Consider the following 21,318-nt stretch of genomic DNA (forward strand, 5'->3'; position numbering starts at 1 on the left):
ACGGACGCCGTCAGCGCAGCGCGTCGGCCGCGTGGCACACGGCGGCGACGTCGAACCGGACCGTCCGACGGTCGACCGGCACCCACCCGGGCTCGTGCCCGAACAGCACGGCCCACGGGAGCGCGCCGGAGGAGACGTGCTCGCGCGCGTGGTTGTGCGCGCGGGCGTCAGCGACCTCCCGCTCGACGGCGTCCTCCAGCGCCACGAGCTCCGACCGCACGGCCTCGCCCTTCTCCGTGAGGCGGCGCGCCCGCCCGGTCTCGAGGTAGCCGTCGCGGCGCGCGGTCCGCACGACGTCGCGCGAGGCGGAGCGCACCCGGGCGCGGAGGCCCTCGTCCGCGGGGTCGAGCACGACGCGCGTCCCCCGCCCGGCGTCGTCGCCGAACATCGCACGGAGCGCGACGCGGTCGCGCGCGGAGACGGGCTCGGGGTCGAGGAGGACGAGAGCCGGGGGCGACCCGGGCGCCGTCGGCTCCACCCGGACGAGTCCGGAGAGGGCGAGGCTCAGCACCTGCGCGGCGAGCGCGTGCTCGGGACGGCGCAGGACGACCGCGGCGAGGAGCAGGTCGGCCACGGTTCCGACGATACGGCGGCGAGGGCCGTGGCGGAGGACGACCGGCCGCGCGTCAGGAGTTCTGGATCTCCTCGACGCCCTGGACGAACTCGAAGTGCCACGGCTCGTAGGCGCCGCTGCCGCCGCGCTTGGCCCAGGCGGGGTTGGCCCAGCCGTAGGTGGCACCGTTCTGGTTGATCCACGCGTAGACCTCGCGCGAGCCGGTCTCGACCGAGCACAGGTCGATCGCGAGCCCCCACCCGTGCATGGACCAGCCGGGAGGTGCGGCGAACGCGCCGCGGGACGACTTGAGCGAGACCTGCGTCGAGAGCGTCCGGTACGACGAGACGAGGCACAGGTCGCGACCGAACGTCGCGCGGAAGGCCTCGTTCATGGCCGACAGCGAGACGGCCGCGTCGGGCCGCAGGTGCTCACCGGCCTGCCAGAGCTCGCACAGCGCGTGCTCGTCGAGCTTGCCGTTGGTGCCGGCGGGGCGCACGGCGGGATCGCAGCCGGGGAGGGGGTCGCGCGCCGCGGACCGGGAGGCGGCCTCGCGCCGCACCTCGACGCGGGGTGCGGCCGCGACGCTTTGGGAGACCGCGGGCGCCGTCGACCCGGCGGTCGCGAGGTCGAGCGCGCTGGGGCCAAGCGGTCGCGTCTCGGGCTCGAAGGGCGACCCGGTGCCCAGGGCGTCGTCCGCGCCGGCGGAGAGGGGCATCGCGATCGTCGCGGCGGCGAGCGTCCCGAGGACGGCGATGCGCGGCATCCAGCGGTGCTGGCTGGAGACCTGCGCCTGGGGACGACGACGACGGGAGCCCTGCTCCGCCTCGCGCCGTGCCCGTCGGGACTCGAGGGCGGGTGCGTCGGTCTGCTGCGACTCCACCCGCCACCTGCCTCTCACCCTTCGGGGTGGCTCTCGGGCCACCGACGACCGATCAATCACGGAACAGTAACGAAGCACTCCGACGATGCCAAGTCCCCTGCTCAGGACCCGTGCCGGGCGCCGAGAGCGCTCGTCAGTGGCGACGCTGCATGGCGTCGCGCACCTCCCCCACGAGCTCCTCGAGGATGTCCTCGAGGAACACGACGCCGAGGGCGCCGCCGCCCTCGGGCGCGTCGACGCGCGCCAGGTGCGCGCCCGAACGCTGCATCGCCCGGAGCGCGTCCTCGACCTCGTCGCCCGGGGCGGCGGTCGCGAGCGCCCGCACGCGCCAGGACGGGACCGGCACCCCGCGCGTCGTCTCGTCGGCGTAGAGCACGTCCTTGACGTGGAGGTAGCCCACGAGCTCGCCCGAGGCGTCGGCGACCGCGAACCGCGAGAACCCGGTCTTCGCGACGAGCCGCTCGACCTCCTCGGGCGTGCAGCCCTCGGTGACCGTGACGAGGTCGACGACGGGCACCATGACGTCCTGCGCGGTGCGCTCGGAGAACTCGATCGCGCCCGAGAGGAGCCCCTGCTCGTCCCGGAGCACGCCCTCCGCCTGGGAGTGCTCGACGATCGACTGGACCTCCTCGGCGGTGAACGCCGAGGCGACCTCGTCCTTGGGTTCGACCCCCGTCGCCCGGACGGCGTGGTTCGCGAGCCAGTTGAGCGCGACGATGACCGGTCGGAGCACCCGCCCGATCCACACGAGCGGAGGCCCGAACCACATGACCGCCGTCTCGGGACCGGCGACCGCGAGGTTCTTCGGGACCATCTCCCCCAGCACCACGTGGAGGTAGACGACGATCGCGAGCGCGACGACGAAGGCGATGGGGTGGGCGAGCGACGTGCTCACGCCCAGGGCGTGCAGCGGGTCCTCGATGAGGTGCGCGAGCGCGGGCTCCGCGACGACGCCGAGGCCCGTCGAGCAGACCGTCACGCCGAGCTGGGCGCACGCGAGCATGAGGGACACGTTCTCCATCGCCCACAGGACGGTCTGCGCCCGGCGGTTCCCCTGCGCGGCGAGCGGCTCGATCGCCGAGCGGCGCGCGGAGATGACCGCGAACTCCGCACCGACGAAGAACGCGTTCCCCGCGAGCAGCAGGACGGCGACGAGGAGGGCGGTGGTCGAGCTCACGACTCCACCTCCACGGGGGTCGCGCGGACGGAGAGCCGCTCGACGCGCCGCCCTTCCATCGCCTCCACGCGCAGCACGACGCGGTCGCGCGCGTCGCCCGCGACGACCTCGTCACCGGGCTCCGGCACGCGTCCGAGCCGCGCCATCACGAGGCCGCCGAGCGTCTCGTAGGCGCCGTCCTCGGGCACGCGGAGCCCGGTGACCTCGGTGAGCTCGTCGGGCCGCATGACGCCCGGGACCAGCCAGGAGCCGTCCGCGCGCCGCGCCGCGCCCGAGCGGCGGGGGTCGTGCTCGTCCGCGACGTCGCCCACGAGCTCCTCGACGACGTCCTCGAGCGTCACGACGCCCGAGGTGCCGCCGTACTCGTCGACGACGACCGCCATCTGGAGCCCGAACCCGCGCAGCTCGACGAGCAGCGGGCCGAGCCGCACGGTCTCGGGGACCCGCGGCGCCTCGACCATGAGCGCGGCCGCCGGGACCTCGTCGCGGCGCTCGTACGGGACGGCGACCGCGCGACGCAGGTGGACGAGACCGACGACGTCGTCGCGGTCCTCGCCGATGACGGGGAACCGGGAGTGCCCGGTCCGCCGCGCGGCGTCGACGACGTCCGCGGCCGTCGCGTCACGGTCGACCACGACCATCCGCATCCGGTCCGTCATGACGTCGACGGCGCTCAGCTCGTCCAGCTCGATGGAGTTGGTGAGGAGCGTCGCGACGGAGACGTCGAGCGTGCCCTCCTGGGCCGAGCGGCGCACGAGCGCGGCGAGCTCCGACGCCGACCGCGCACCGGACAGCTCCTCGCGCGGCTCGACGCCCACCCGGCGCAGGATCGCGTTGGCGGAGCCGTTGAGGACGGCGATCACCGGCCGGAACAGCTTGGTGAACTGGCGCTGCACGGGAACGACCTGCCGGGCCGTCGCGTAGGGCGCGCTCAGGGCGAAGTTCTTGGGGATGAGCTCGCCGAAGAGCATCGAGACGAAGTTCACGACGAGGAGGGCCAGGACCCCGGCGAGGACGGCGGACGCCGCCTGCCCGAGCGCCGTCGCGCCCAGCCCGGCGCCGAACAGCGAGAGCAGGGCGGGCTGCGCCGTGTAGCCGAGGAGGATCGTCGTCAGCGTGATGCCGACCTGCGCGGACGACAGCTCGGTCGACAGGTGCTTGAGACCGGCCCGGACGCTGCGGTCGCGGCGGTCGGCACGGGCCGTCCGGCCCGACGGCGGGGAGCCGCGTCTGTCGCCCTCCTGGTCGGGGTCGTCGCCCGCGGGGAGGACGGCGGGGTCGAGGGTGACCAGGGAGAACTCGCTGGCCACGAAGACGGCGGTGCCTGCGGTGAGGAGCACCCCGAGCGCGACCATGACCCAGTCGCCTACCACGAGGTGCTCCACCGCAATCGAGAGGTGCTCTTCATCGTGCCGACGATGCTAGCGCCCGCTCCCGCCGGGCCGCCCGGCCGTGCGGCGCCCGGGTGCCGGGCGACGGCGAAATCCGGCCGACCTGGGCCGACGTGTGCCACGCTGTATCCCATGGCAGATCCGAGGGCAGCGAGCGCATCACCGACCGGCGCGGGCGCCGGTCCCGTCCCGGGCCGCGGGCCCGTGCCCACGACGGCACCCCTGGCCGGCGGCACGCCGCAGCAGGCGGCGACGGTCCTCGTCGTCGAGGACGAGCCCGCCATCGCGACCGCGATCGCGCAGCGCCTGAGCGCGGAGGGCTGGCGCGTCGAGGTCGCGCGCGACGGGCTCTCCGGCGTCGACGCCGCGACGCGGCTGCGCCCGGACGTCATCGTGCTCGACGTCATGCTGCCCGGCATCGACGGCCTCGAGGTGACCCGGCGCATCCAGGCCGAGCAGCCCGTGCCGATCCTCATGCTCACCGCGCGCGACGACGAGACCGACATGCTCATCGGGCTCGGCGTCGGCGCCGACGACTACATGACGAAGCCCTTCTCGATGCGCGAGCTCGTCGCGCGCATCAAGGCGCTGCTGCGCCGGGTCGACCGCGCCACGCAGGCCGCGAGCACCGCCCCGACCGACCCGCCCATGACGGTCGGCGACGTGACCATCGACAAAGCCCAGCGCCGCGTCTACCGCGCGGGCGAGGAGGTCCACCTCACGCCCACCGAGTTCGAGCTCCTCGTCATGCTGGCGAGCTCGCCCAAGACCGTGCTCACGCGCGAGCGCCTCCTCGCGGAGGTCTGGGACTGGGCGGACGCGAGCGGCACGCGCACCGTCGACTCGCACATCAAGGCCCTGCGCCGCAAGCTCGGCGCCGACCTCATCCGCACGGTGCACGGCGTCGGCTACGCGTTCGAGCCGCCCGCCGGATGACCTCCCACCCCGCTGACCCTGCCGACCCGGTCGACGGCGCGGGCCGGGGCGCGGGCGGGCCGACGAGCGCGCCGGCACGGAACGGCGTGCACCGGGCGCACACGATCCGCCCGCACCTGCCCGACGTCCGGCCGCTCGACTCGTTCCGCTCGCTGAAGATCAAGCTCGGCGTCCTCGTCGCCGCGACCGTCACGCTCGCGGTCCTCATCACGTGGATCGGGCTCCAGAACCAGCTCGGGCCGTCGCGCACGTTCCCGCTCGCGATCGTCCTGTCGCTGCTGCTCACCCAGCTCCTCGCGCGGGGCATGACGTCGCCGTTGCGCGAGATGACGGCGGCGGCGCGCGCCATGGCCGACGGCGACTACACGCGACGCGTGCGGGCGACGAGCCGCGACGAGGTGGGCCAGCTCGCCGTCGCGTTCAACGTCATGGCGGAGGACCTCGCGACGAGCGACCAGGTGCGCCGCGAGCTCATCGCGAACGTGTCGCACGAGCTGCGGACCCCGATCGCGGCGCTCCAGGCACAGCTCGAGAACGTCGTCGACGGCGTCACGCAGCCGACGCCCGCGACCATGGAGATGGCCCTGGCGCAGACGGAGCGCCTCACGCGCCTCGTCTCCTACCTCCTGGACCTGTCGCGCATCGAGGCCGGCGCGGCGGCCCTCAACGTCACCGAGATCGACGTGGGCGACTTCCTCGAGGAGAACGCCGAGGCCGTGTCGATGGTGGAGGCCGGCAAGCAGCTGCGGTACGTCGTCGACGTCACGCCGCCCGACCTCGTGCTCGAGGCGGACCGCGAGCGCCTGCACCAGGTGGTGACGAACCTCCTGCAGAACGCGATCCGCCACTCGCCGCAGGGGGGCGAGATCCGCCTCGAGGCCTATCCCGTGGACGACGACGTCGTGCTCGAGATCGTGGACGAGGGCCCGGGGATCGCCAAGGAGGACCGCGAGCGCATCTTCGAACGCTTCGCGCGCGCCAGCGCGACCGGTTCCCACACCACGACGGGCGGCTCGACGGGCGGGACGGGCATCGGCCTGGCGATCGTCCGGTGGGCGATCGACCTGCACGGCGGGCGGATCGAGGTCGCGGACTCGCGCAGCGGCGCGACGATGCGCGTCACGCTCCCGGCGCACGGCCACCCCGTCGAGCCCGACCTGCTCGGCGACCCGGGCGCCGAGGACCCGACCGCGCGCTGAGCCCGTCGTCGACAGCGCGGTCACCGGCGAGCGACGCCGAGTGAGATCCGTCACACCGCGCGGCCCGGATACCTCGCGATGGCCTGGAATTCCGCGATCTTGCCGTCCTACGAGGTCCGCGTGGGGTCACGTTTGCCAGGCCCAGACGCGGCGTGAAGAACCCGCGAACAGGCCGCGCGCGAACGTCCCGCGCAGCCCCCTGGGCCGCCGTCGAGGGCCTAGGCTGGAGTGGTCCGGAATCCGGACGAGTCTGTGCCGACGTCGGGCGCCACGCCTCGTGCGTGCCGCCACGTGTCTGCTCGCAGACTGTGACCGACAGCGACCTGTGTGTGAAAGTGGGCGATCCTCGCGTGTCCCCGAAGGCTGAGTCAGAGGCGATCAGCGACGCAAGCTCCGTGTTCGGAGCGAACGAGTGGCTGGTCGACGAGCTGTACGAGCAGTACCTCCTGGACAAGAACGCGGTGGACCCCGCGTGGTGGGACTTCTTCGAGGACTACCGTCCGGCGGAGCGTACCGAGCCGGCCACGACGACGGCCGACGCGCCGTCGACGCCCGTGAACGGGTCCCCGGCGGCCCCCGCGGCGCCGGCGGCCCCCGCCGCGCCGGTCGTCCCCGCCGCCGTGACGGACGGCTCGGCCGCCGCCGAGGCGGCGCAGCGCGTCAAGCCCCCGAAGCTCCCGGCCGACCCGGCGGTCAACGCCGCCGCCGAGGCGGTCCTGGCGACGCGTCCCGTCGCGACCGCCCAGCCCGCGACCGCGCCGTACGCGCAGGTCCCGGCCCGCAAGGTCGCCGGCGCCCCGACGGCCGAGGCGGAGACCGTCGCGGACGACGTGCAGAAGCTCCGCGGTCCCGCGGCGCGCGTCGTGACGAACATGGAGGCCAGTATCCAGGTGCCGACGGCGACGTCGGTGCGCGCGGTGCCGGCCAAGCTCATGGTCGACAACCGGATCGTCATCAACAACCACCTCGCGCGCGGCCGCGGCGGCAAGATCTCGTTCACGCACCTCATCGGGTTCGCGCTCGTCGAGGCGCTGGCGGACATGCCGGTCATGAACGCGAGCTACACGCAGCTCGACGGCAAGCCCGCGGTGAACCAGCCGGCGCACGTCAACTTCGGCCTCGCGATCGACCTCGCCAAGCCGGACGGGTCGCGCCAGCTCCTCGTGCCGAGCATCAAGAAGGCCGAGTCGATGGACTTCGCCCAGTTCTGGGCGGCCTACGAGGACCTCGTGCGCCGCGCGCGCGGCGGCAAGCTCGGCGTCGACGACTTCGCCGGCACGACGATCTCGCTCACCAACCCCGGCGGCATCGGCACGGTGCACTCGGTCCCGCGCCTCATGGCCGGCCAGGGCACGATCATCGGCGTCGGCGCGATGGACTACCCCGCCGAGTTCGCGGGCGCGTCCACCGAGCGCCTCGCGCGCCTGGGGATCTCGAAGGTCCTGACGATCACGTCGACCTACGACCACCGCATCATCCAGGGCGCCCAGTCGGGCGAGTTCCTGCGGATCCTGTCGCAGAAGCTCCTCGGCGAGGACGGCTTCTACGACCGCGTGTTCGCCGCGCTGCGCATCCCCTACGAGCCGGTGCGCTGGGTCCGCGACAACACCACGGACGCCGAGATCGAGGCGGCCAAGCCCGCGAAGATCGCGGAGCTCATCCACTCCTACCGGTCCCGCGGCCACCTCATGGCGGACACCGACCCGCTCGCGTACCGGCAGCGCAAGCACGGCGACCTGGACATCCAGAACCACGGCATGACGCTGTGGGACCTGGACCGCACGTTCCCCACGGGCGGCTTCGGCGGCAGGACGAAGTCCTCGCTGCGCGACATCCTCGGCCTGCTGCGCGACTCCTACTGCCGCACGGTCGGCGTCGAGTACATGCACCTGGCCGACCGCACGCAGCGCAAGTGGCTCCAGGAGCGGCTCGAGTCGGGCTACGCCCGCACGCCGCGCGAGGACCAGCTCCGCATCCTGCGCCGCCTCAACTCGGCCGAGGCCTTCGAGACGTTCCTCCAGACCAAGTTCGTCGGGCAGAAGCGCTTCTCGCTCGAGGGCGGGGAGTCGGTCATCCCGCTCCTGGACGCGATCCTGTCGAAGGCGGCGGAGAACGGCCTCGACGAGGTCGGCATCGGCATGGCCCACCGCGGTCGCCTCAACGTGCTCGCCAACATCGCGGGCAAGAGCTACGCGCAGATCTTCGCGGAGTTCGAGGGCAACCTCGACCCGAAGAGCGTGCAGGGCTCGGGCGACGTGAAGTACCACCTCGGCACCGAGGGCGTCTTCACGGCGGAGAGCGGGGCGACGACGAAGGTCTACCTCGCGGCCAACCCGTCCCACCTCGAGGCTGTCGACCCGGTGCTCGAGGGCATCGTGCGCGCCAAGCAGGACCGCATCGACCTGGGCGGCGACGGGTTCTCCGTCCTGCCGATCCTCATCCACGGCGACGCGGCCTTCGCGGGCCAGGGCGTCGTGCCCGAGGTGCTCAACCTCGCGCAGCTGCGCGGGTACCGCACGGGCGGCACGGTGCACGTCATCATCAACAACCAGGTCGGCTTCACGACCGGCCCGTCGTCGTCGCGCTCGACCACGTACGCGACGGACGTCGCCAAGGGCTACCAGGTCCCGATCTTCCACGTGAACGGCGACGACCCCGAGGCGTGCGTGCGCGTCGCAGAGCTGGCGTTCGCGTTCCGCGAGCAGTTCGACCGCGACGTGATCATCGACCTGATCTGCTACCGCCGCCGCGGGCACAACGAGGGCGACGACCCCTCGATGACGCAGCCGCTCATGTACAACCTCATCGAGGCCAAGCGCTCGGTGCGCAAGCTGTACACCGAGAACCTCGTCGCGCGCGGCGACATCACGCTCGAGGAGGCCGAGCACGTCCTCCAGGACTACCAGGCCCAGCTCGAGCGCGTCTTCACCGAGACCAAGGAGGGCGGCTTCACGCCCGCAGCGGACCGCGAGCCGGTCGCCGGCCTCGAGCGCCCGGAGTCCCAGCTCGAGGACGCGGGCACGATGGTCGGCTGGAAGACGGCGATCGACCGCTCGGTCCTCGAGCGCGTCGGCCAGGTGCACGTCGCGCCGCCGGAGGGCTTCACCGTCCACCCCAAGCTCGCGCAGCTCCTCGAGAAGCGCCGGCAGATGTCCGTCGAGGGCGGCATCGACTGGGGCTTCGGCGAGCTCGCCGCGTTCGGCTCGCTCCTCGCGGAGGGCACGCCCGTGCGCCTCGCCGGGCAGGACTCGCGCCGCGGCACGTTCGTGCAGCGCCACGCCGTCCTGCACGACCGCGAGACGGGCGCCGAGTGGACGCCGCTGCTGTACCTGTCGGCGGACCAGGCCAAGTTCTGGGTCTACGACTCGTCGCTGTCGGAGTACGCCGCGCTCGGGTTCGAGTACGGCTACTCGGTCGAGCGTCCTGACGCGCTCGTGCTGTGGGAGGCGCAGTTCGGCGACTTCGTCAACGGCGCCCAGACGGTGATCGACGAGTTCATCTCGTCCGCCGAGCAGAAGTGGGGCCAGTACTCCTCGGTCGTCATGCTCCTCCCCCACGGCTACGAGGGCCAGGGGCCGGACCACTCGTCCGCGCGCATCGAGCGGTTCCTGCAGCTCGCCGCCGAGGACAACATGACGGTCGCGCAGCCGTCGACGCCCGCGTCGTACTTCCACCTGCTGCGTCAGCAGGCGTACGCCCGCCCGCGTCGTCCGCTCATCGTGTTCACGCCGAAGCAGCTCCTGCGCCTCAAGGCCGCCGCGTCGAGCGTCGAGGACTTCACGACCGGCACGTTCCAGCCCGTCATCGCGGACGCGACGGTCGACCCGGCGAAGGTCGACCGCGTGCTCCTCAGCACGGGCCGGGTGTACTACGACCTCCTCGCCGAGCGCACCAAGCGCGGCGACGAGGGCGTCGCGCTCGTCCGCCTCGAGCAGCTCTACCCGCTCGACGTCGACGGCATCCGGGCCGAGCTCGCGAAGTACCCGGGCGCCGAGGTCGTGTGGGTCCAGGACGAGCCGGAGAACCAGGGCGCCTGGTCGTTCGTGCACATCAACCTGCCGGAGGACCTGCCGCGCGTGAGCGTCGTCTCTCGCCCGGCGTCGGCGTCGACCGCCGCCGGCACGGCCAAGAAGCACCAGGCCCAGCAGGCCGTGCTCCTCGAGCAGGCGTTCGCCCGCTGACGCCGCCGGGCTCCGGCCCCGGACGCGACGAAGGCCCCCTCCGCACGGAGGGGGCCTTCGTCGTCGGTGCGTGCGGCACGGTCGCGCCCGCCCGGGGGGCGTCACCGCCATCCGTCGCCAGATCGACCCGAGCGTCCGAGATCGACCCTCAGGGGGTCGATCTGGCGACGTGGGGGTCGATCTCGCGGGTCACCAGCGGTCGTGGATCGCCGCACGCAGGTGCTCGTCGTAGATCTCGCGGACGCCCGAGGTGAAGAGCGGGCCGAGGACGTCCGCGTCACCCGCCGCAGCGTTCGAGCGCGCCTGCTCGACGTTGCGCGCGCCGGGGATGACGGTCGACACGCCGGGCTGCTGCCAGACCCACGCGATCGCGACCTGGGCGGGCGTGAGGTCCTGCCCGACGACGTCCTGCACGAGCGTGGTGAACTCGCCCGCCGCCTGGACGCCGGTCTCGAAGTCGACGCCCGAGAACGTCTCGCCGACGTCGAACGCGCTCCCGTCGCGGTTGTAGGTGCGGTGGTCGTCGGCCGCGAAGGTCGTGTCCTTCGTGTACTTCCCCGACAGCAGGCCGGACGCGAGCGGCACGCGCGCGATGACGCCGACCCCGGCGGCGGACGCCGCGGGCAGGACGGCGTCCAGGGGCTTGAGCCGGAACGCGTTGAGGATGATCTGCACGGTCGCGACACCGGGGCGCGCGATGGCGGTGAGCGCCTCGTCGACCGTCTCGACGCTCACGCCGTAGCTCGCGATCGCGCCCTCGGCGACGAGGGTGTCGAGGCCGTCGTACACCTCGTCGCGCGAGTAGACCGCCGTCGGGGGGCAGTGGAGCTGGACGAGGTCGAGGCGGTCCGTCCGGAGGTTGCGACGCGAGCGGTCGGTCCACTCGCGGAACTTCGCGAGCGTGAAGTTGTCCGCGTCCTGGGCCTCGCGGCGCCCCATCTTCGTCGCGACGGTGATCGCGTGGCCCGGGTTGTCGGCGAGGTAGCCGCCGATGATCTGCTCGCTGCGCCCGTCGCCGTAGACGTCCGCGGTGTCGAAGAACGTCACGCCGGCCTTGGCGGAGGCGTCGAGCACGGCGCGCGCGTCGTCCTCGCTCACGTCGCCCCAGTCGGCGCCCAGCTGCCAGGTTCCCAGTCCGACGACCGAGACGAGCCGTCCCGTGCGTCCGAGCACCTGTCGTTCCATCGTTCCTCCTCGTGCTGCGTCGGGTACGCCGGGAGACACACCCGGGCACCGAGTCTGACTGCCGAGAGCGCATCGCGCACGCTCGCACGCCGAGTACCGTATGTGAGCGTGAACACCCATGCCCCCTCGGGGACCCAGGTCCGCATCGCCCACGGCGAGCACGCAGCGACGATCACCGAGGTGGGAGCGGCCGTGCGCGAGTACGCGGTCGGCGGCCGGCCCGTCTTCACGCCCTTCGCGGAGGACGAGGTCGCGCCCGCGTTCAACGGCGCCGTCCTGCTCCCCTGGCCCAACCGGCTGCGCGACGGCGCGTACGAGGTGGACGGCACGACGTACCAGGTGCCCGTGTCGGAGCCCGACCGCGGCACCGCGCTGCACGGGCTCGCGTGCTGGCAGCGCTGGGTCGTCGTCGCGCACGACGCGACGAGCGCGACGCTCGAGCTGCACCTGCCGCCGTCGCCCGGCTACCCGTTCGACCTCGTCACGCGCGTGACCTACTCGCTCGACGACGCGGGGCTGCGCGTCCACGTGCGGACCACGAACGTCGGCGCCGTGACGGCGCCATACGGCATCGGCTTCCACCCCTGGCTCTCGGCGGACGGCGCGAACCTCGACGAGTGCACGCTGCGCCTCGACGCCGCGACGCGCGTCACCACCGACGAGCGGCTCCTGCCCACCGGCACCGAGCCCGCCGCGGGGAGCTACGACCTGCGCGAGCCGCGCCTGCTCGCGGGCGTCGACCTGGACGACGCCTACGTCGACGTGCTGCGCGACGCCGACGGCCTGTCCTGGATGCGCCTCTCCGCTCCCGACGGCCGCACGTCCGCCGTCTGGATGGACGGCTCGATGGACACGTGGCAGGTCTGCACGGGCGACCACGTCGGGGACGTCGCGTTCCGCCGGTCCGGCGTCGCGGCCGAGCCGATGAGCTGCATCGCGGACGCGTTCCGCACCGGCGAGCGCCTCGTGCGGCTCGAGCCGGGCGCCTCGCACGAGGTCACCTGGGGCGCGACGCTGCTCTGACCCGGCGGGCTGTGGGCGGTCCGTCCGATATGCCCGGCTGGACACGCCGTCCCCACGAGCCGGTTTCGACCCGCGCCGCCCGCGTCGGGGAGAATGGCGCCCGTGGAAGACGCCGTGAGTCGTGAGGTTCGGATCTGCGTCGTCGGCGACGAGCTGAGCGCCGGCGTCGGCGACGCGAAGGCCCTGGGGTGGGCGGGGCGCGTCGTCGCGCGCACGCGCTTCCCCCAGCCGGCGTACGTGTTCCCCCTCGCCATCCCCGGCGAGACGACGACGGCGCTCAGCCAGCGCTGGGAGGCGGAGACGGCGCGGCGGTTCGCCCCGGAGCCGGACGTGGACAACCGCCTCGTCATCGGCCTCGGTCGCCACGACCTCGACGCAGGGCTGTCGGTCGCACGCTCGCGCCTCAACCTCGCGAACGTGCTCGACGTCGCGGAGTCGCACCGGCTGCCGACGTTCGTCGTGGGCCCCCCGCCGGGACACGCACAGGACGCCGAGCGGCTCGCCGAGCTCTCGCACGCCTTCTCGGACGTCGCGAACCGGCGCCGGGTGCCGTACGTCGACACGTTCAGCCCGCTCGTCACGCACGAGCAGTGGCTCGCCGACCTCGCGCAGAGCGGCAACGGCTTCCCCGGCCAGGCGGGCTACGGGCTCATGGCCTGGCTCGTCCTGCACACGGGCTGGCACGCCTGGCTGGGTCTGCCGGACGACACGGTCTGACGCACGCGCGCACGACGACGGCCCGCCACCCCGGGAGACCCCGGGGCGACGGGCCGTCGGTGCGCGGACGTCAGCCGCGCGAGACCGTGAGGTCGCCCGACACGGTGTTCGCCGAGACGTACGCGCCGCGGGCGCCGGGCTGGTCGACGTGGTCGACCGACGTCGTGCGCTGCGCGGCGGAGTCCAGGCGGACGCCGTCGAGCACGGCCTTGCCCGTGACGCTGCGGGCCTTGAGGTTGACCGGCGAGCCGGCGCCGAGGCGCACGGCCACGTCGCCCGAGACCGTGCGCGCATCGACGAGCGGCGTGCTCTCGCGCGCGACGACCTCGACGCCGCTCGTCACGGTGTTCACGGACACGCGGCCGAGCGTCCCGCCGAGCGTGACCGCGCCGGACGCGGTGCTCACGTGGACGTCGCCGACGTGCTCGCCGACGTCCACCGCGCCGGTCGCCGTCTTGATCGACGCCGTGCCGGACACGCCCTGGACGCGGACGGCACCCGTCGCCGTGGTGACCGACAGGTCCGCCTGCGTGCCGAGGACGCTCGCGGCGGCGCGCGCGGTCGTCACCTTGACCGGTACGTGCGGGGGGACGGTGAGCCGCACGACGGCGCGGTCCTTGTCGCGCAGGCCCTTCGCCCGCTCGACGAGGCCCTCGACGCCGGCGAAGTCGTAGCCGACGCGCAGCTCGCCGTCGTGCACGCTCACCTGCAGCGGGCGCTCGGACACCTCGCTGACGTAGAGGTGCGCCCCGGCCTCGCGCGCGGGGTCGGCGACGACGTCGACCGCGCCGTCGGTGAGCTGGACGACGACGCGCCGGACGTCGGCGACGTCGACGGTCTGGGGGGCGTTGATGACCCAGGACTCGGTGCTCATGCGCTTCTCCTCGTTCGGTTGTCTGGTTGGGGTTGCGATGTTCGTCGAGGGGTTCTCGTGATCCTCGGTCAGGGCAGGGTCGCTCGCACGGCCTTGCGCGCGCTGTCGAGCACGGTGCGCAGGGTGTCGACCGTGAGCTCGGAGACCACGCTCGCCGCGTCGGCGCGGCGCAGGTCGGCGCGCACGTCCTCACGGAAGCGCTGCAGCAGCGCCTCGGCCTCCATGCGCCACGCGTACGACTCGCGGCGACGCGGGTCGGGCTCGCCGTCGCGCGGGCGGGCGCGCGCCGTCTGCGCGGCGGCCGCGAGCTCGGCCCGCAGGCCCTTCAGCGAGCCCTGCACGTCGGCACGCAACGCCTCGGCGCGCTGGCGCACCGTCTCGGCGATGCCGTGCTCCAGCGCGGCGACGTCCTCGCGGCGCGCCTCGATCTCCGCGCGACCCGCGGGTGTCAGCTCGTACGTCGTCTTGCGACCGTCGGCGCTGCGGTGCACGAGTCCCTCGTCCTCGAGCCGCGCCAGGCGGGGGTAGATCGTCCCGGCGCTCGGTCGGTACGTGCCGCCGAAGCGCTCGGAGAGCTCGGTGATGAGCTCGTAGCCGTGCTTGGGCCCGGTGTCGAGGAGCGTCAGCAGGTACAGCCGGAGCTCGCCGTGCGCGAAGACCGTGGCCATCAGCGGTCCACCGGCCCGCCCGACGACGCGGTGCCCCCGGCCCGCGGGCTCCCCCACGCGGGGGCGTCGGCGTCCACCGGGGCGTCCTCCACCGGACTCCCGTCCCACGGGGTCTCGTCCGGAGCCCCCCGCAGGACGGTCACGTCGCCGGAGACGGCGGAGACCCGGACCGGCGAGCCCGCCCCGGACCGCGCAGGCTGGTGGAACGAGCGCGCGGACCCGCGCTGCTCCGCGCCGTCCACGAGCAGGCGCCCGCTCACGCAGCGGATCGCGTAGTCCATCGCGTCGGGGTCCGGCAGCCGGACCAGCACGTCGGCGGAGACGGCGCTCACGACGATCTCGGCGGGCGTCGTGCGGGTGTCGACGGTGACGGACCCGGAGACCGAGTCGAGCCGCAGCGAGCGGAGCGCCCCCGTGGCCGTGAGCCCGCCGGACACCGAGTCCATGCGGACCGCGCCGTCGTGCTCGCTCGCCGAGACCTCGCCCGAAACCGTGTCGACGCGGAGCTCGCCGTGCGTGCGGCTCGTCATCACGGAGCCGGAGACGGTCGCCAACCGGGCGCCGTCGCGCACGCCCGCGACGAGGGCCTCGCCCTGCACGGTCGCGACCTTGACCTGCGTCGTCGCCGGCACGGCGACGTGCACGTCCGCCGCGTCCTTGCCGGTGTACGTGCGGAAGCGCTCGAGGAAGCCCTTCCAGCCCGCGACGAACGGGCCGTAGCCCACCCGGAGCGTGGTGCCCTCGAGACGCACCTCCAGGGGGCGGCCGACCACCGAGTGGACCTCGACGCGCGTGTCGGTGCGCGTCGGGTCGTCGTGCGCGACGACGTCGATGCGCCCGCCGATGACGGTCGCGTCGAGCGTCCGCACGCGCGCCAGGTCGATGGCCTGCGGACCCGTGACGGTCCAGCTCTCCTGCGTCATCCGTGGCTCCGTCCGTGGTCGCGCCCCGTGCGGCCGCGACGGCGACACCCGGGACACTCGCGATATATCTCGTTCTGGCAGACACGATATATCGCGTGCTCGACCCTGGCAAGGGGTCGCGTGTGGGACGATGGGAGGCGGACTTGACCCGCCGGGACCGGCGGGGCACCCCCGATCGTCAGGAGAACACCATGAGCAAGCGCGGACGCAAGCGTCGCAGCCGCAAGGGCAACGCCGCGAACCACGGCAAGCGGCCCAACGCCTGAGACGGCGCGCCCCCACGGGGGGACGACGAGAGGGCCCGGACCGACGACGTCGGTCCGGGCCCTCTCTCGTTGTCGGCCCGCGGCGGCGCACGCCCCGCGGGCGGTGCTCAGCGGGTCTCGACGATCGTCGTCGTCGTGACCATGACCGTGAGCTGCGTGTGGATGCGCTCCCGCAGCCCCGCGGGCGCCTTCTCGTGGCACGAGCGGCGCACGAGCTGCTTGACGAGCTCCTCGACGCTCAGCTCGGCGAGGCAGGGCGAGCAGTGCGCGACGTGCGCGCGCATGCGCAGCTCGTCGTCCGGCGTCATCTCCGAGTCGAGGTACTCGTACAGGTGCGTGAGCGCGTGCTCGCACTCCGACTCGCCCGCCGTCGAGTGCGGGATGGGCGTCACCGACTCCTCGACCGGGCCGTGCCCGGGGATCCGGCTCTCTGACGTGCTCACGACTCACCTCCGGGGGTCTTGGCCCCCACCAGTCCTCGCCTCACGGCGTAGTCGGCCAGCAGCTCGCGCAGCTGGCGCCTGCCTCGGTGCAGGCGGGACATGACCGTGCCGATCGGTGTCCCCATGATCTCCGCGATCTCCTTGTACGGGAAGCCCTCGACGTCCGCGTAGTACACGACCATGCGTCGGTCCTCGGGCAGCTCCTGGAGCGCGCGCTTCACGTCCGAGTCCGGCAGGCGGTCGAGCGCCTCCGCCTCGGCCGACCGCAGCCCCTGCGACGTGTGCGACGCCGCGCGCGCGATCTGCCAGTCCTCGACGTCGTCCGTCTGCGCCTGCTGCGGCTCGCGCTGCTTCTTGCGGTACGTGTTGATGAACGTGTTCGTGAGGATGCGGTACAGCCACGCCTTGAGGTTGGTACCCGGCCGGTACTGGTGGAACGCCGCGAACGCCTTCGCGAACGTCTCCTGCACCAGGTCCTCGGCGTCCGACGGGTTGCGCGTCATGCGCAGCGCCGCGGAGTACAGCTGGTCGAGGTACTGGAGCGCGTCCTGCTCGAACCGTGCGGCGCGCGCGGCGTCGCTCTCGGTCTGCGGCGCGCGGTTCGTGTCCTCGGCGTCCGTCGCGTCTGCGGGCAGCGTCGTACCCTCGACCGGCGTCGTTCCCGACGTCGTCGCGGGGCTGCCGGAGACGTCGCTGCCGGAGATTCGCTCTGTCATCAACAACGAGCCTAGTCCCCTGTTCGTCTGGGTGTCCGGTGACGTGACCGGCGCCGACCACGCAGCGGCGAACGCGGAGTCCGCCGTCGGCGCACCCGGGGTCGACGACGCGGCCCGGGCAGCGGGTGCGGGGGTCTCGAGCAGGACGGTCACGAGTGGTGCAACCCGCGCTCGCCCTCGCGCATTCCCGCGGCCCGGGGACGCCGCGCAGCGTGGCGCGCGCGACGCACGCGGCCTCGCTAGCGTGGCGCCATGACGACCTCGCAGACCCCGTCCCGCTTCCTCACCCTGCTGCGCGAGCAGGTCGGGCACGAGCTCGACGCGCACCAGCAGTACATCGCGATCGCCGTGTGGTTCGACGCGCACGACCTGCCGCAGCTCGCCGCCCACTTCTACCGGCAGTCGGTGGAGGAGCGCAACCACGCGATGATGATCGTGCAGTACCACCTCGACCGGGACCTGCCCGTCGAGATCCCGGGCTCCGGACCGGTCCGCAACGACTTCGCGGACGTCGTCGAGCCCCTGCGTCTCGCGCTCGACCAGGAGAAGCAGGTCACGGCGCAGATCGAGGCGATCTTCCGCGCCGCGCGCGAGGAGGGCGACGCCCTCGGCGAGCAGTTCCTCCTGTGGTTCCTCAAGGAGCAGGTGGAGGAGGTCGCGTCGGCGACGACCCTGCTCACCGTCGCGCAGCGCGCGGGCGACAACCTGTTCGACCTCGAGAACTTCGTCGCGCGGGAGACGATCGGCGACTCGGGCGAGTCGGCCGACGCCCCGGAGGCCGCGGGCGGCGCGCTCTGACGCTCCCACGTGAGACGTGCCTCACGGGCCGCGGGTGGCGCCGTCCCGGTGGTCGCGGCAGGCTGGGACCGACTGGCGGACGCCCGAGGCGGACGCCGGCGAGTCACCGGCGATGAGGAGAGAACCGATGCTGCTGCGTCACCTCGCGAGGCCCATGCTGGCCTCGTGGTTCGTCTACGACGGGCTCCAGGCCGCGCTCAAGCCCGCCGAGCACGTGCGAGCCGCGCGCTCGGGCGTCGAGCTCGTCGAGAAGAGCGCCGGCATCGAGGCCCCGCTCAGCGAGAAGCAGGTCGCGGCGCTCGTGCGCGCGCACGGTGCCGCGACGGCCGTCGCCGGGCTGTTCCTCGCCGTCGGCAAGGCTCCCCGCACGGCCGCCCTGACCCTCGCCGCGCTCACGGTGCCGCTCGCGGTCGTCAACCAGCCCTTCACCTCGGGCGAGGCGACGCGCGCCGAGCGCACGCGCAAGTTCGTCGCGAACGTCGGCGCGATCGGCGCGGCGCTCATCGCGGGCGCGGACTACGAGGGCCGCCCGGGCGTGCAGTGGCGGCTCGAGAAGGCGCGGCACGACCTCGCGCTCGCCAAGCAGGCGAAGCAGGAGGCCGTGGTCGCGGGCGCGAAGGGTGCTGTGAAGGAGGTCTCGGCCTCGGCCCGGGGCGCGGCGAAGGAGGCGGGACGCTCCACGAGGAACGCCGCGAAGCACGCGGCCCACGAGGCGGAGCGCTCGGCGCGACGCGCCACGAAGGCCGCCCAGGAGGCGGCGGAGCACGCCGCGACCCTCGCCGCGGGGGCCCTGCACGACGCCGAGGCCGCGGTCCGCGCGAAGGTCGCCTGACGCGGTCGTGACGCGTCCGCGCGGCGGGACCCTCCGCCGTCGGGCGCGGTCCCTCCACTAGCCTGGAGGCCATGACGACCTCGCCCTCCGCCGCGCCCGTGCCCCCCGCCGTCGACGAGGGCTGGGCCGCGCCCACGGCGGGCGGGCCGCTCGACGCGACGGTCGAGGTCCCGGGGTCGAAGTCGCTGACGAACCGGTTGCTCGTGCTGGCCGCGCTCGCCGACGGGCCCGGGACGCTGCGCGGCGCCCTGCGCAGCCGCGACGCGGACCTCATGATCGCCGCCCTGCGCACGCTCGGCGTCGGCGTCGAGGAGGGCGCGTCGCCGAGCGAGCTGCGCGTGACCCCCGGTCCGCTGCGCGGACCCGTCGAGGTGGACTGCGGCCTGGCCGGCACCGTCATGCGCTTCCTCCCGCCGCTCGCGGCGCTCGCCGACGGCACGGTCCGGTTCGACGGCGACGAGGGCGCGCGCGTGCGCCCCATGGGCCCGGTCCTCGCCGCGCTCAGCGCGCTGGACGTGCCCGTGGAGGGCGACGGCGACGGGCTGCCGACGACGCTCCCCTTCACGATCCGCGGCCGCGGCCGCGTGCGCGGCGGGGCGGTCGACGTGGACGCGTCGGCGTCGAGCCAGTTCGTCTCCGGGCTCCTCCTCGCCGCCGCGCGCTACGACCAGGGCCTCACGGTGCGGCACATCGGCCACACGCTGCCGAGCATGCCCCACATCGAGATGACCGTGGAGGTCCTGCGGGAGGTCGGCGTCGTCGTCGATGACTCGCGGCCCGCGATCTGGCGCGTCGAGCCGGGGCCGATCGCGGCGCGCGACGTGCAGGTCGAGCCCGACCTCTCGAACGCCGCGCCGTTCCTCGCGGCCGCGCTCGTCGCGGGCGGCACCGTGCGCGTCACGGGCTGGCCGACGCAGACGACCCAGCCGGGCGCGATGGTCCCCGAGCTGCTCGAGTCCATGGGCGCCACCGCATCGCTCGACGGCGACGTGCTGTCCGTGACGGGCACGGGCGACGTGCGCGGTGTCGACGTAGACCTGCACGCCGCCGGCGAGCTCGCGCCAACGATCGCCGCGCTGGCCGCCCTCGCCGACTCCCCCAGCCGCCTGCGCGGCATCGCCCACCTGCGTGGGCACGAGACCGACCGGCTCGCCGCGCTCGCGACGGAGATCACGCGCCTCGGCGGGCAGGCGGAGGAGACGCGCGACGGCCTCGTCATCACGCCGCGCCCCCTGCACGGCGCGCTGTTCCGCACGTACCACGACCACCGCATGGCGACGTCCGCCGCCGTCATCGGCCTGCGCGTCCCGGGGGTCGGCGTCGAGAACGTCGAGACGACGGCCAAGACGCTGCCCGGGTTCGCGGGGATGTGGGAGCGCATGCTCGGGGGCGGGACCGGTTCCGGCACGGGAGCGGCGGCCCGCTGATGGCGCGCCGCGTCCCGGACGAGTCCGACTTCCGCGCGCGCCCCGGCAAGCACGGCAGCCGCCCCCGCTCCAAGCAGCGGCCCGAGCACGCGGACGCGGTGACGGGGTTCGTCACGGGCGTGGACCGGGGCCGGTACACGCTGCTCGTCGGGAGCCACGGCGGTGACGGTGAGCGGACCGTCGACGGACCGGACGACGGGACCGCCGGTGACGAGCGCACGGTCCTCGCGATGAAGGCGCGCGAGCTCGGCCGCACGCGCATCGTGTGCGGGGACCGCGTCGACCTCGTCGGGGACGTGTCGGGAGACGACGGGTCGCTCGCGCGGATCGTGCGCATCCAGGACCGGTCGTCGGTGCTGCGCCGCACGGCCGACGACACCGACCCCTACGAGCGGGTCATCGTCGCGAACGCCGACCAGCTCGTCGTCGTCACGGCGCTCGCCGAGCCCGACCCGCGCACGCGCATGATCGACCGGTGCGTGGTCGCCGCGTACGACGCCGGCATGGACGTCCTCCTGTGCCTCACCAAGGCCGACCTCGCCGACCCCGGTCCCCTGCGCGCGCTGTACGAGCCGCTCGGGGTGTCCGTCGTCGTGACGCGCCGCGCGCCCGACGGGCTCGCGCCCGACGGCTGGGCGATCGAGCCGCTCGACGCGGTCCGCGAGGCGCTGGCCGGGCGCACCTCGGTGTTCGTCGGGCACTCGGGCGTCGGCAAGTCGACGCTCGTCAACGCGCTCGTCCCCGACGCGCAGCGCGCGACGGGCCACGTCAACGACGTCACGGGTCGCGGCCGGCACACGTCCACGTCCGCCGTCGCGCTGCGCCTGCCCGGCGGCGGCTGGGTCATCGACACCCCCGGCGTGCGGTCGTTCGGGCTCGCGCACGTGCAGGTCGACCACCTGCTGCACGCGTTCGAGGACCTCGACGCCGTCGCCGCGGGCTGCCCGCGCGGGTGCACCCACCTCGACGACGCCCCGGACTGCGCGCTCGACGAGTGGGTCGAGGCGTCGCCCGACGACGAGACGCGGGTCGCGCGCGCCGCCCGCCTCGAGTCGTTCCGTCGCGTGCTCGCGTCGCGCACCGGCGCGGCCTGAGCCCTGGCCCGCGCGGCGCCTCCCCCACCCAG

Annotated in this window: 20 protein-coding genes; 10 read left to right on the top strand and 10 right to left on the bottom strand. The window is 73.9% G+C overall.

Annotated features, from left to right (window positions below; all coding sequences use genetic code 11):
- Window positions 1-10: 10 nt before the first annotated feature.
- From ACFVN3_RS14565 to ACFVN3_RS14580, 4 genes are all read right to left on the bottom strand, one after another.
- Window positions 11-574 (bottom strand): hypothetical protein, encoded by a 564-nt coding sequence (locus ACFVN3_RS14565; RefSeq protein ID WP_378233613.1) that lies wholly within the window; start codon window positions 572-574, stop codon window positions 11-13.
- Between the two features lie 52 nt (window positions 575-626).
- Entirely contained in the window at window positions 627-1,436 is an 810-nt protein-coding gene (locus ACFVN3_RS14570) for a D-alanyl-D-alanine carboxypeptidase family protein (RefSeq protein ID WP_378233614.1), read from the bottom strand.
- A 133-nt stretch (window positions 1,437-1,569) separates the two neighbouring features.
- Window positions 1,570-2,613, bottom strand: a complete 1,044-nt coding sequence (locus ACFVN3_RS14575) for a hemolysin family protein (RefSeq protein ID WP_378233615.1) — start codon at window positions 2,611-2,613, stop codon at window positions 1,570-1,572.
- Window positions 2,610-3,986 (bottom strand): hemolysin family protein, encoded by a 1,377-nt coding sequence (locus tag ACFVN3_RS14580; RefSeq protein WP_378233616.1) that lies wholly within the window; start codon window positions 3,984-3,986, stop codon window positions 2,610-2,612. Before ACFVN3_RS14580 ends, ACFVN3_RS14575 begins: the two co-directional genes overlap by 4 nt.
- 150 nt (window positions 3,987-4,136) lie before the next feature.
- On the opposite strand from ACFVN3_RS14580, the gene ACFVN3_RS14585 reads away from it, so the two are divergent.
- From ACFVN3_RS14585 to ACFVN3_RS14595, 3 genes are all read left to right on the top strand, one after another.
- Complete coding sequence (locus ACFVN3_RS14585; RefSeq protein ID WP_378233618.1) at window positions 4,137-4,940, top strand: response regulator transcription factor; 804 nt, start codon at window positions 4,137-4,139, stop codon at window positions 4,938-4,940.
- Complete coding sequence (locus ACFVN3_RS14590; protein WP_378233619.1) at window positions 4,937-6,139, top strand: ATP-binding protein; 1,203 nt, start codon at window positions 4,937-4,939, stop codon at window positions 6,137-6,139. Before ACFVN3_RS14585 ends, ACFVN3_RS14590 begins: the two co-directional genes overlap by 4 nt.
- A 350-nt stretch (window positions 6,140-6,489) precedes the next feature.
- Entirely contained in the window at window positions 6,490-10,320 is a 3,831-nt protein-coding gene (locus tag ACFVN3_RS14595) for a multifunctional oxoglutarate decarboxylase/oxoglutarate dehydrogenase thiamine pyrophosphate-binding subunit/dihydrolipoyllysine-residue succinyltransferase subunit (protein ID WP_378233621.1), read from the top strand.
- 189 nt (window positions 10,321-10,509) lie between these two features.
- Here ACFVN3_RS14595 and ACFVN3_RS14600 read toward each other — a convergent pair whose 3' ends face one another.
- Window positions 10,510-11,505: an aldo/keto reductase gene (locus ACFVN3_RS14600; RefSeq protein WP_378233622.1), complete on the bottom strand. Its 996-nt coding sequence runs from the start codon at window positions 11,503-11,505 to the stop codon at window positions 10,510-10,512.
- 108 nt (window positions 11,506-11,613) lie between these two features.
- Here ACFVN3_RS14600 and ACFVN3_RS14605 point away from each other — a divergent pair, with 108 nt between their 5' ends.
- Window positions 11,614-12,528, top strand: a complete 915-nt coding sequence (locus ACFVN3_RS14605; protein WP_378233623.1) for an aldose 1-epimerase family protein — start codon at window positions 11,614-11,616, stop codon at window positions 12,526-12,528.
- Between the two features lie 93 nt (window positions 12,529-12,621).
- Window positions 12,622-13,245, top strand: a complete 624-nt coding sequence (locus tag ACFVN3_RS14610; protein ID WP_047232150.1) for a GDSL-type esterase/lipase family protein — start codon at window positions 12,622-12,624, stop codon at window positions 13,243-13,245.
- 70 nt (window positions 13,246-13,315) lie between these two features.
- On the opposite strand, the gene ACFVN3_RS14615 is transcribed toward ACFVN3_RS14610, so the two are convergent.
- The 3 genes from ACFVN3_RS14615 to ACFVN3_RS14625 form a co-directional block, all read right to left on the bottom strand.
- Window positions 13,316-14,119 carry a DUF4097 domain-containing protein gene (locus tag ACFVN3_RS14615; RefSeq protein WP_378233624.1) on the bottom strand — a complete coding sequence of 268 codons (804 nt, stop codon included), beginning with the start codon at window positions 14,117-14,119 and terminating at the stop codon, window positions 13,316-13,318.
- Between the two features lie 68 nt (window positions 14,120-14,187).
- Window positions 14,188-14,787: a PadR family transcriptional regulator gene (locus ACFVN3_RS14620; protein ID WP_378233625.1), complete on the bottom strand. Its 600-nt coding sequence runs from the start codon at window positions 14,785-14,787 to the stop codon at window positions 14,188-14,190.
- Window positions 14,787-15,710, bottom strand: a complete 924-nt coding sequence (locus tag ACFVN3_RS14625) for a DUF4097 domain-containing protein (RefSeq protein WP_378233626.1) — start codon at window positions 15,708-15,710, stop codon at window positions 14,787-14,789. Before ACFVN3_RS14625 ends, ACFVN3_RS14620 begins: the two co-directional genes overlap by 1 nt.
- Window positions 15,711-15,901: 191 nt before the next feature.
- Between ACFVN3_RS14625 and ACFVN3_RS14630 the strand changes: the two genes are divergently transcribed.
- The gene (locus ACFVN3_RS14630) at window positions 15,902-15,976 is read left to right on the top strand and encodes a 50S ribosomal protein bL37 (RefSeq protein WP_099052597.1); all 75 of its coding nucleotides are present in this window, start codon (window positions 15,902-15,904) and stop codon (window positions 15,974-15,976) included.
- 107 nt (window positions 15,977-16,083) lie between these two features.
- Here ACFVN3_RS14630 and rsrA read toward each other — a convergent pair whose 3' ends face one another.
- Together rsrA and ACFVN3_RS14640 are read right to left on the bottom strand one after the other, a co-directional pair.
- Window positions 16,084-16,419: a mycothiol system anti-sigma-R factor gene (gene rsrA, locus ACFVN3_RS14635; RefSeq protein WP_378233627.1), complete on the bottom strand. Its 336-nt coding sequence runs from the start codon at window positions 16,417-16,419 to the stop codon at window positions 16,084-16,086.
- Window positions 16,416-17,135, bottom strand: coding sequence for a sigma-70 family RNA polymerase sigma factor (locus tag ACFVN3_RS14640; RefSeq protein ID WP_378233628.1), 720 nt, complete (start codon window positions 17,133-17,135; stop codon window positions 16,416-16,418). Before ACFVN3_RS14640 ends, rsrA begins: the two co-directional genes overlap by 4 nt.
- Before the next feature lie 252 nt (window positions 17,136-17,387).
- Between ACFVN3_RS14640 and ACFVN3_RS14645 the strand changes: the two genes are divergently transcribed.
- From ACFVN3_RS14645 to rsgA, 4 genes are all read left to right on the top strand, one after another.
- The gene (locus ACFVN3_RS14645; protein WP_154798202.1) at window positions 17,388-17,933 is read left to right on the top strand and encodes a ferritin; all 546 of its coding nucleotides are present in this window, start codon (window positions 17,388-17,390) and stop codon (window positions 17,931-17,933) included.
- Window positions 17,934-18,060: 127 nt separating this feature from the next.
- Window positions 18,061-18,765, top strand: a complete 705-nt coding sequence (locus tag ACFVN3_RS14650; protein ID WP_378233630.1) for a DoxX family protein — start codon at window positions 18,061-18,063, stop codon at window positions 18,763-18,765.
- 71 nt (window positions 18,766-18,836) lie between these two features.
- Window positions 18,837-20,192 carry a 3-phosphoshikimate 1-carboxyvinyltransferase gene (gene aroA / locus ACFVN3_RS14655; RefSeq protein WP_378233631.1) on the top strand — a complete coding sequence of 452 codons (1,356 nt, stop codon included), beginning with the start codon at window positions 18,837-18,839 and terminating at the stop codon, window positions 20,190-20,192.
- Window positions 20,192-21,286 carry a ribosome small subunit-dependent GTPase A gene (rsgA, locus tag ACFVN3_RS14660; RefSeq protein WP_378233632.1) on the top strand — a complete coding sequence of 365 codons (1,095 nt, stop codon included), beginning with the start codon at window positions 20,192-20,194 and terminating at the stop codon, window positions 21,284-21,286. The genes aroA and rsgA overlap by 1 nt, the downstream gene beginning before the upstream one ends.
- The last annotated feature ends 32 nt before the right edge of the window (window positions 21,287-21,318 follow it).

This window comes from Cellulosimicrobium sp. NPDC057862, from assembly GCF_042797035.1.
In the GTDB taxonomy this organism is placed as follows: domain Bacteria; phylum Actinomycetota; class Actinomycetes; order Actinomycetales; family Cellulomonadaceae; genus Cellulosimicrobium.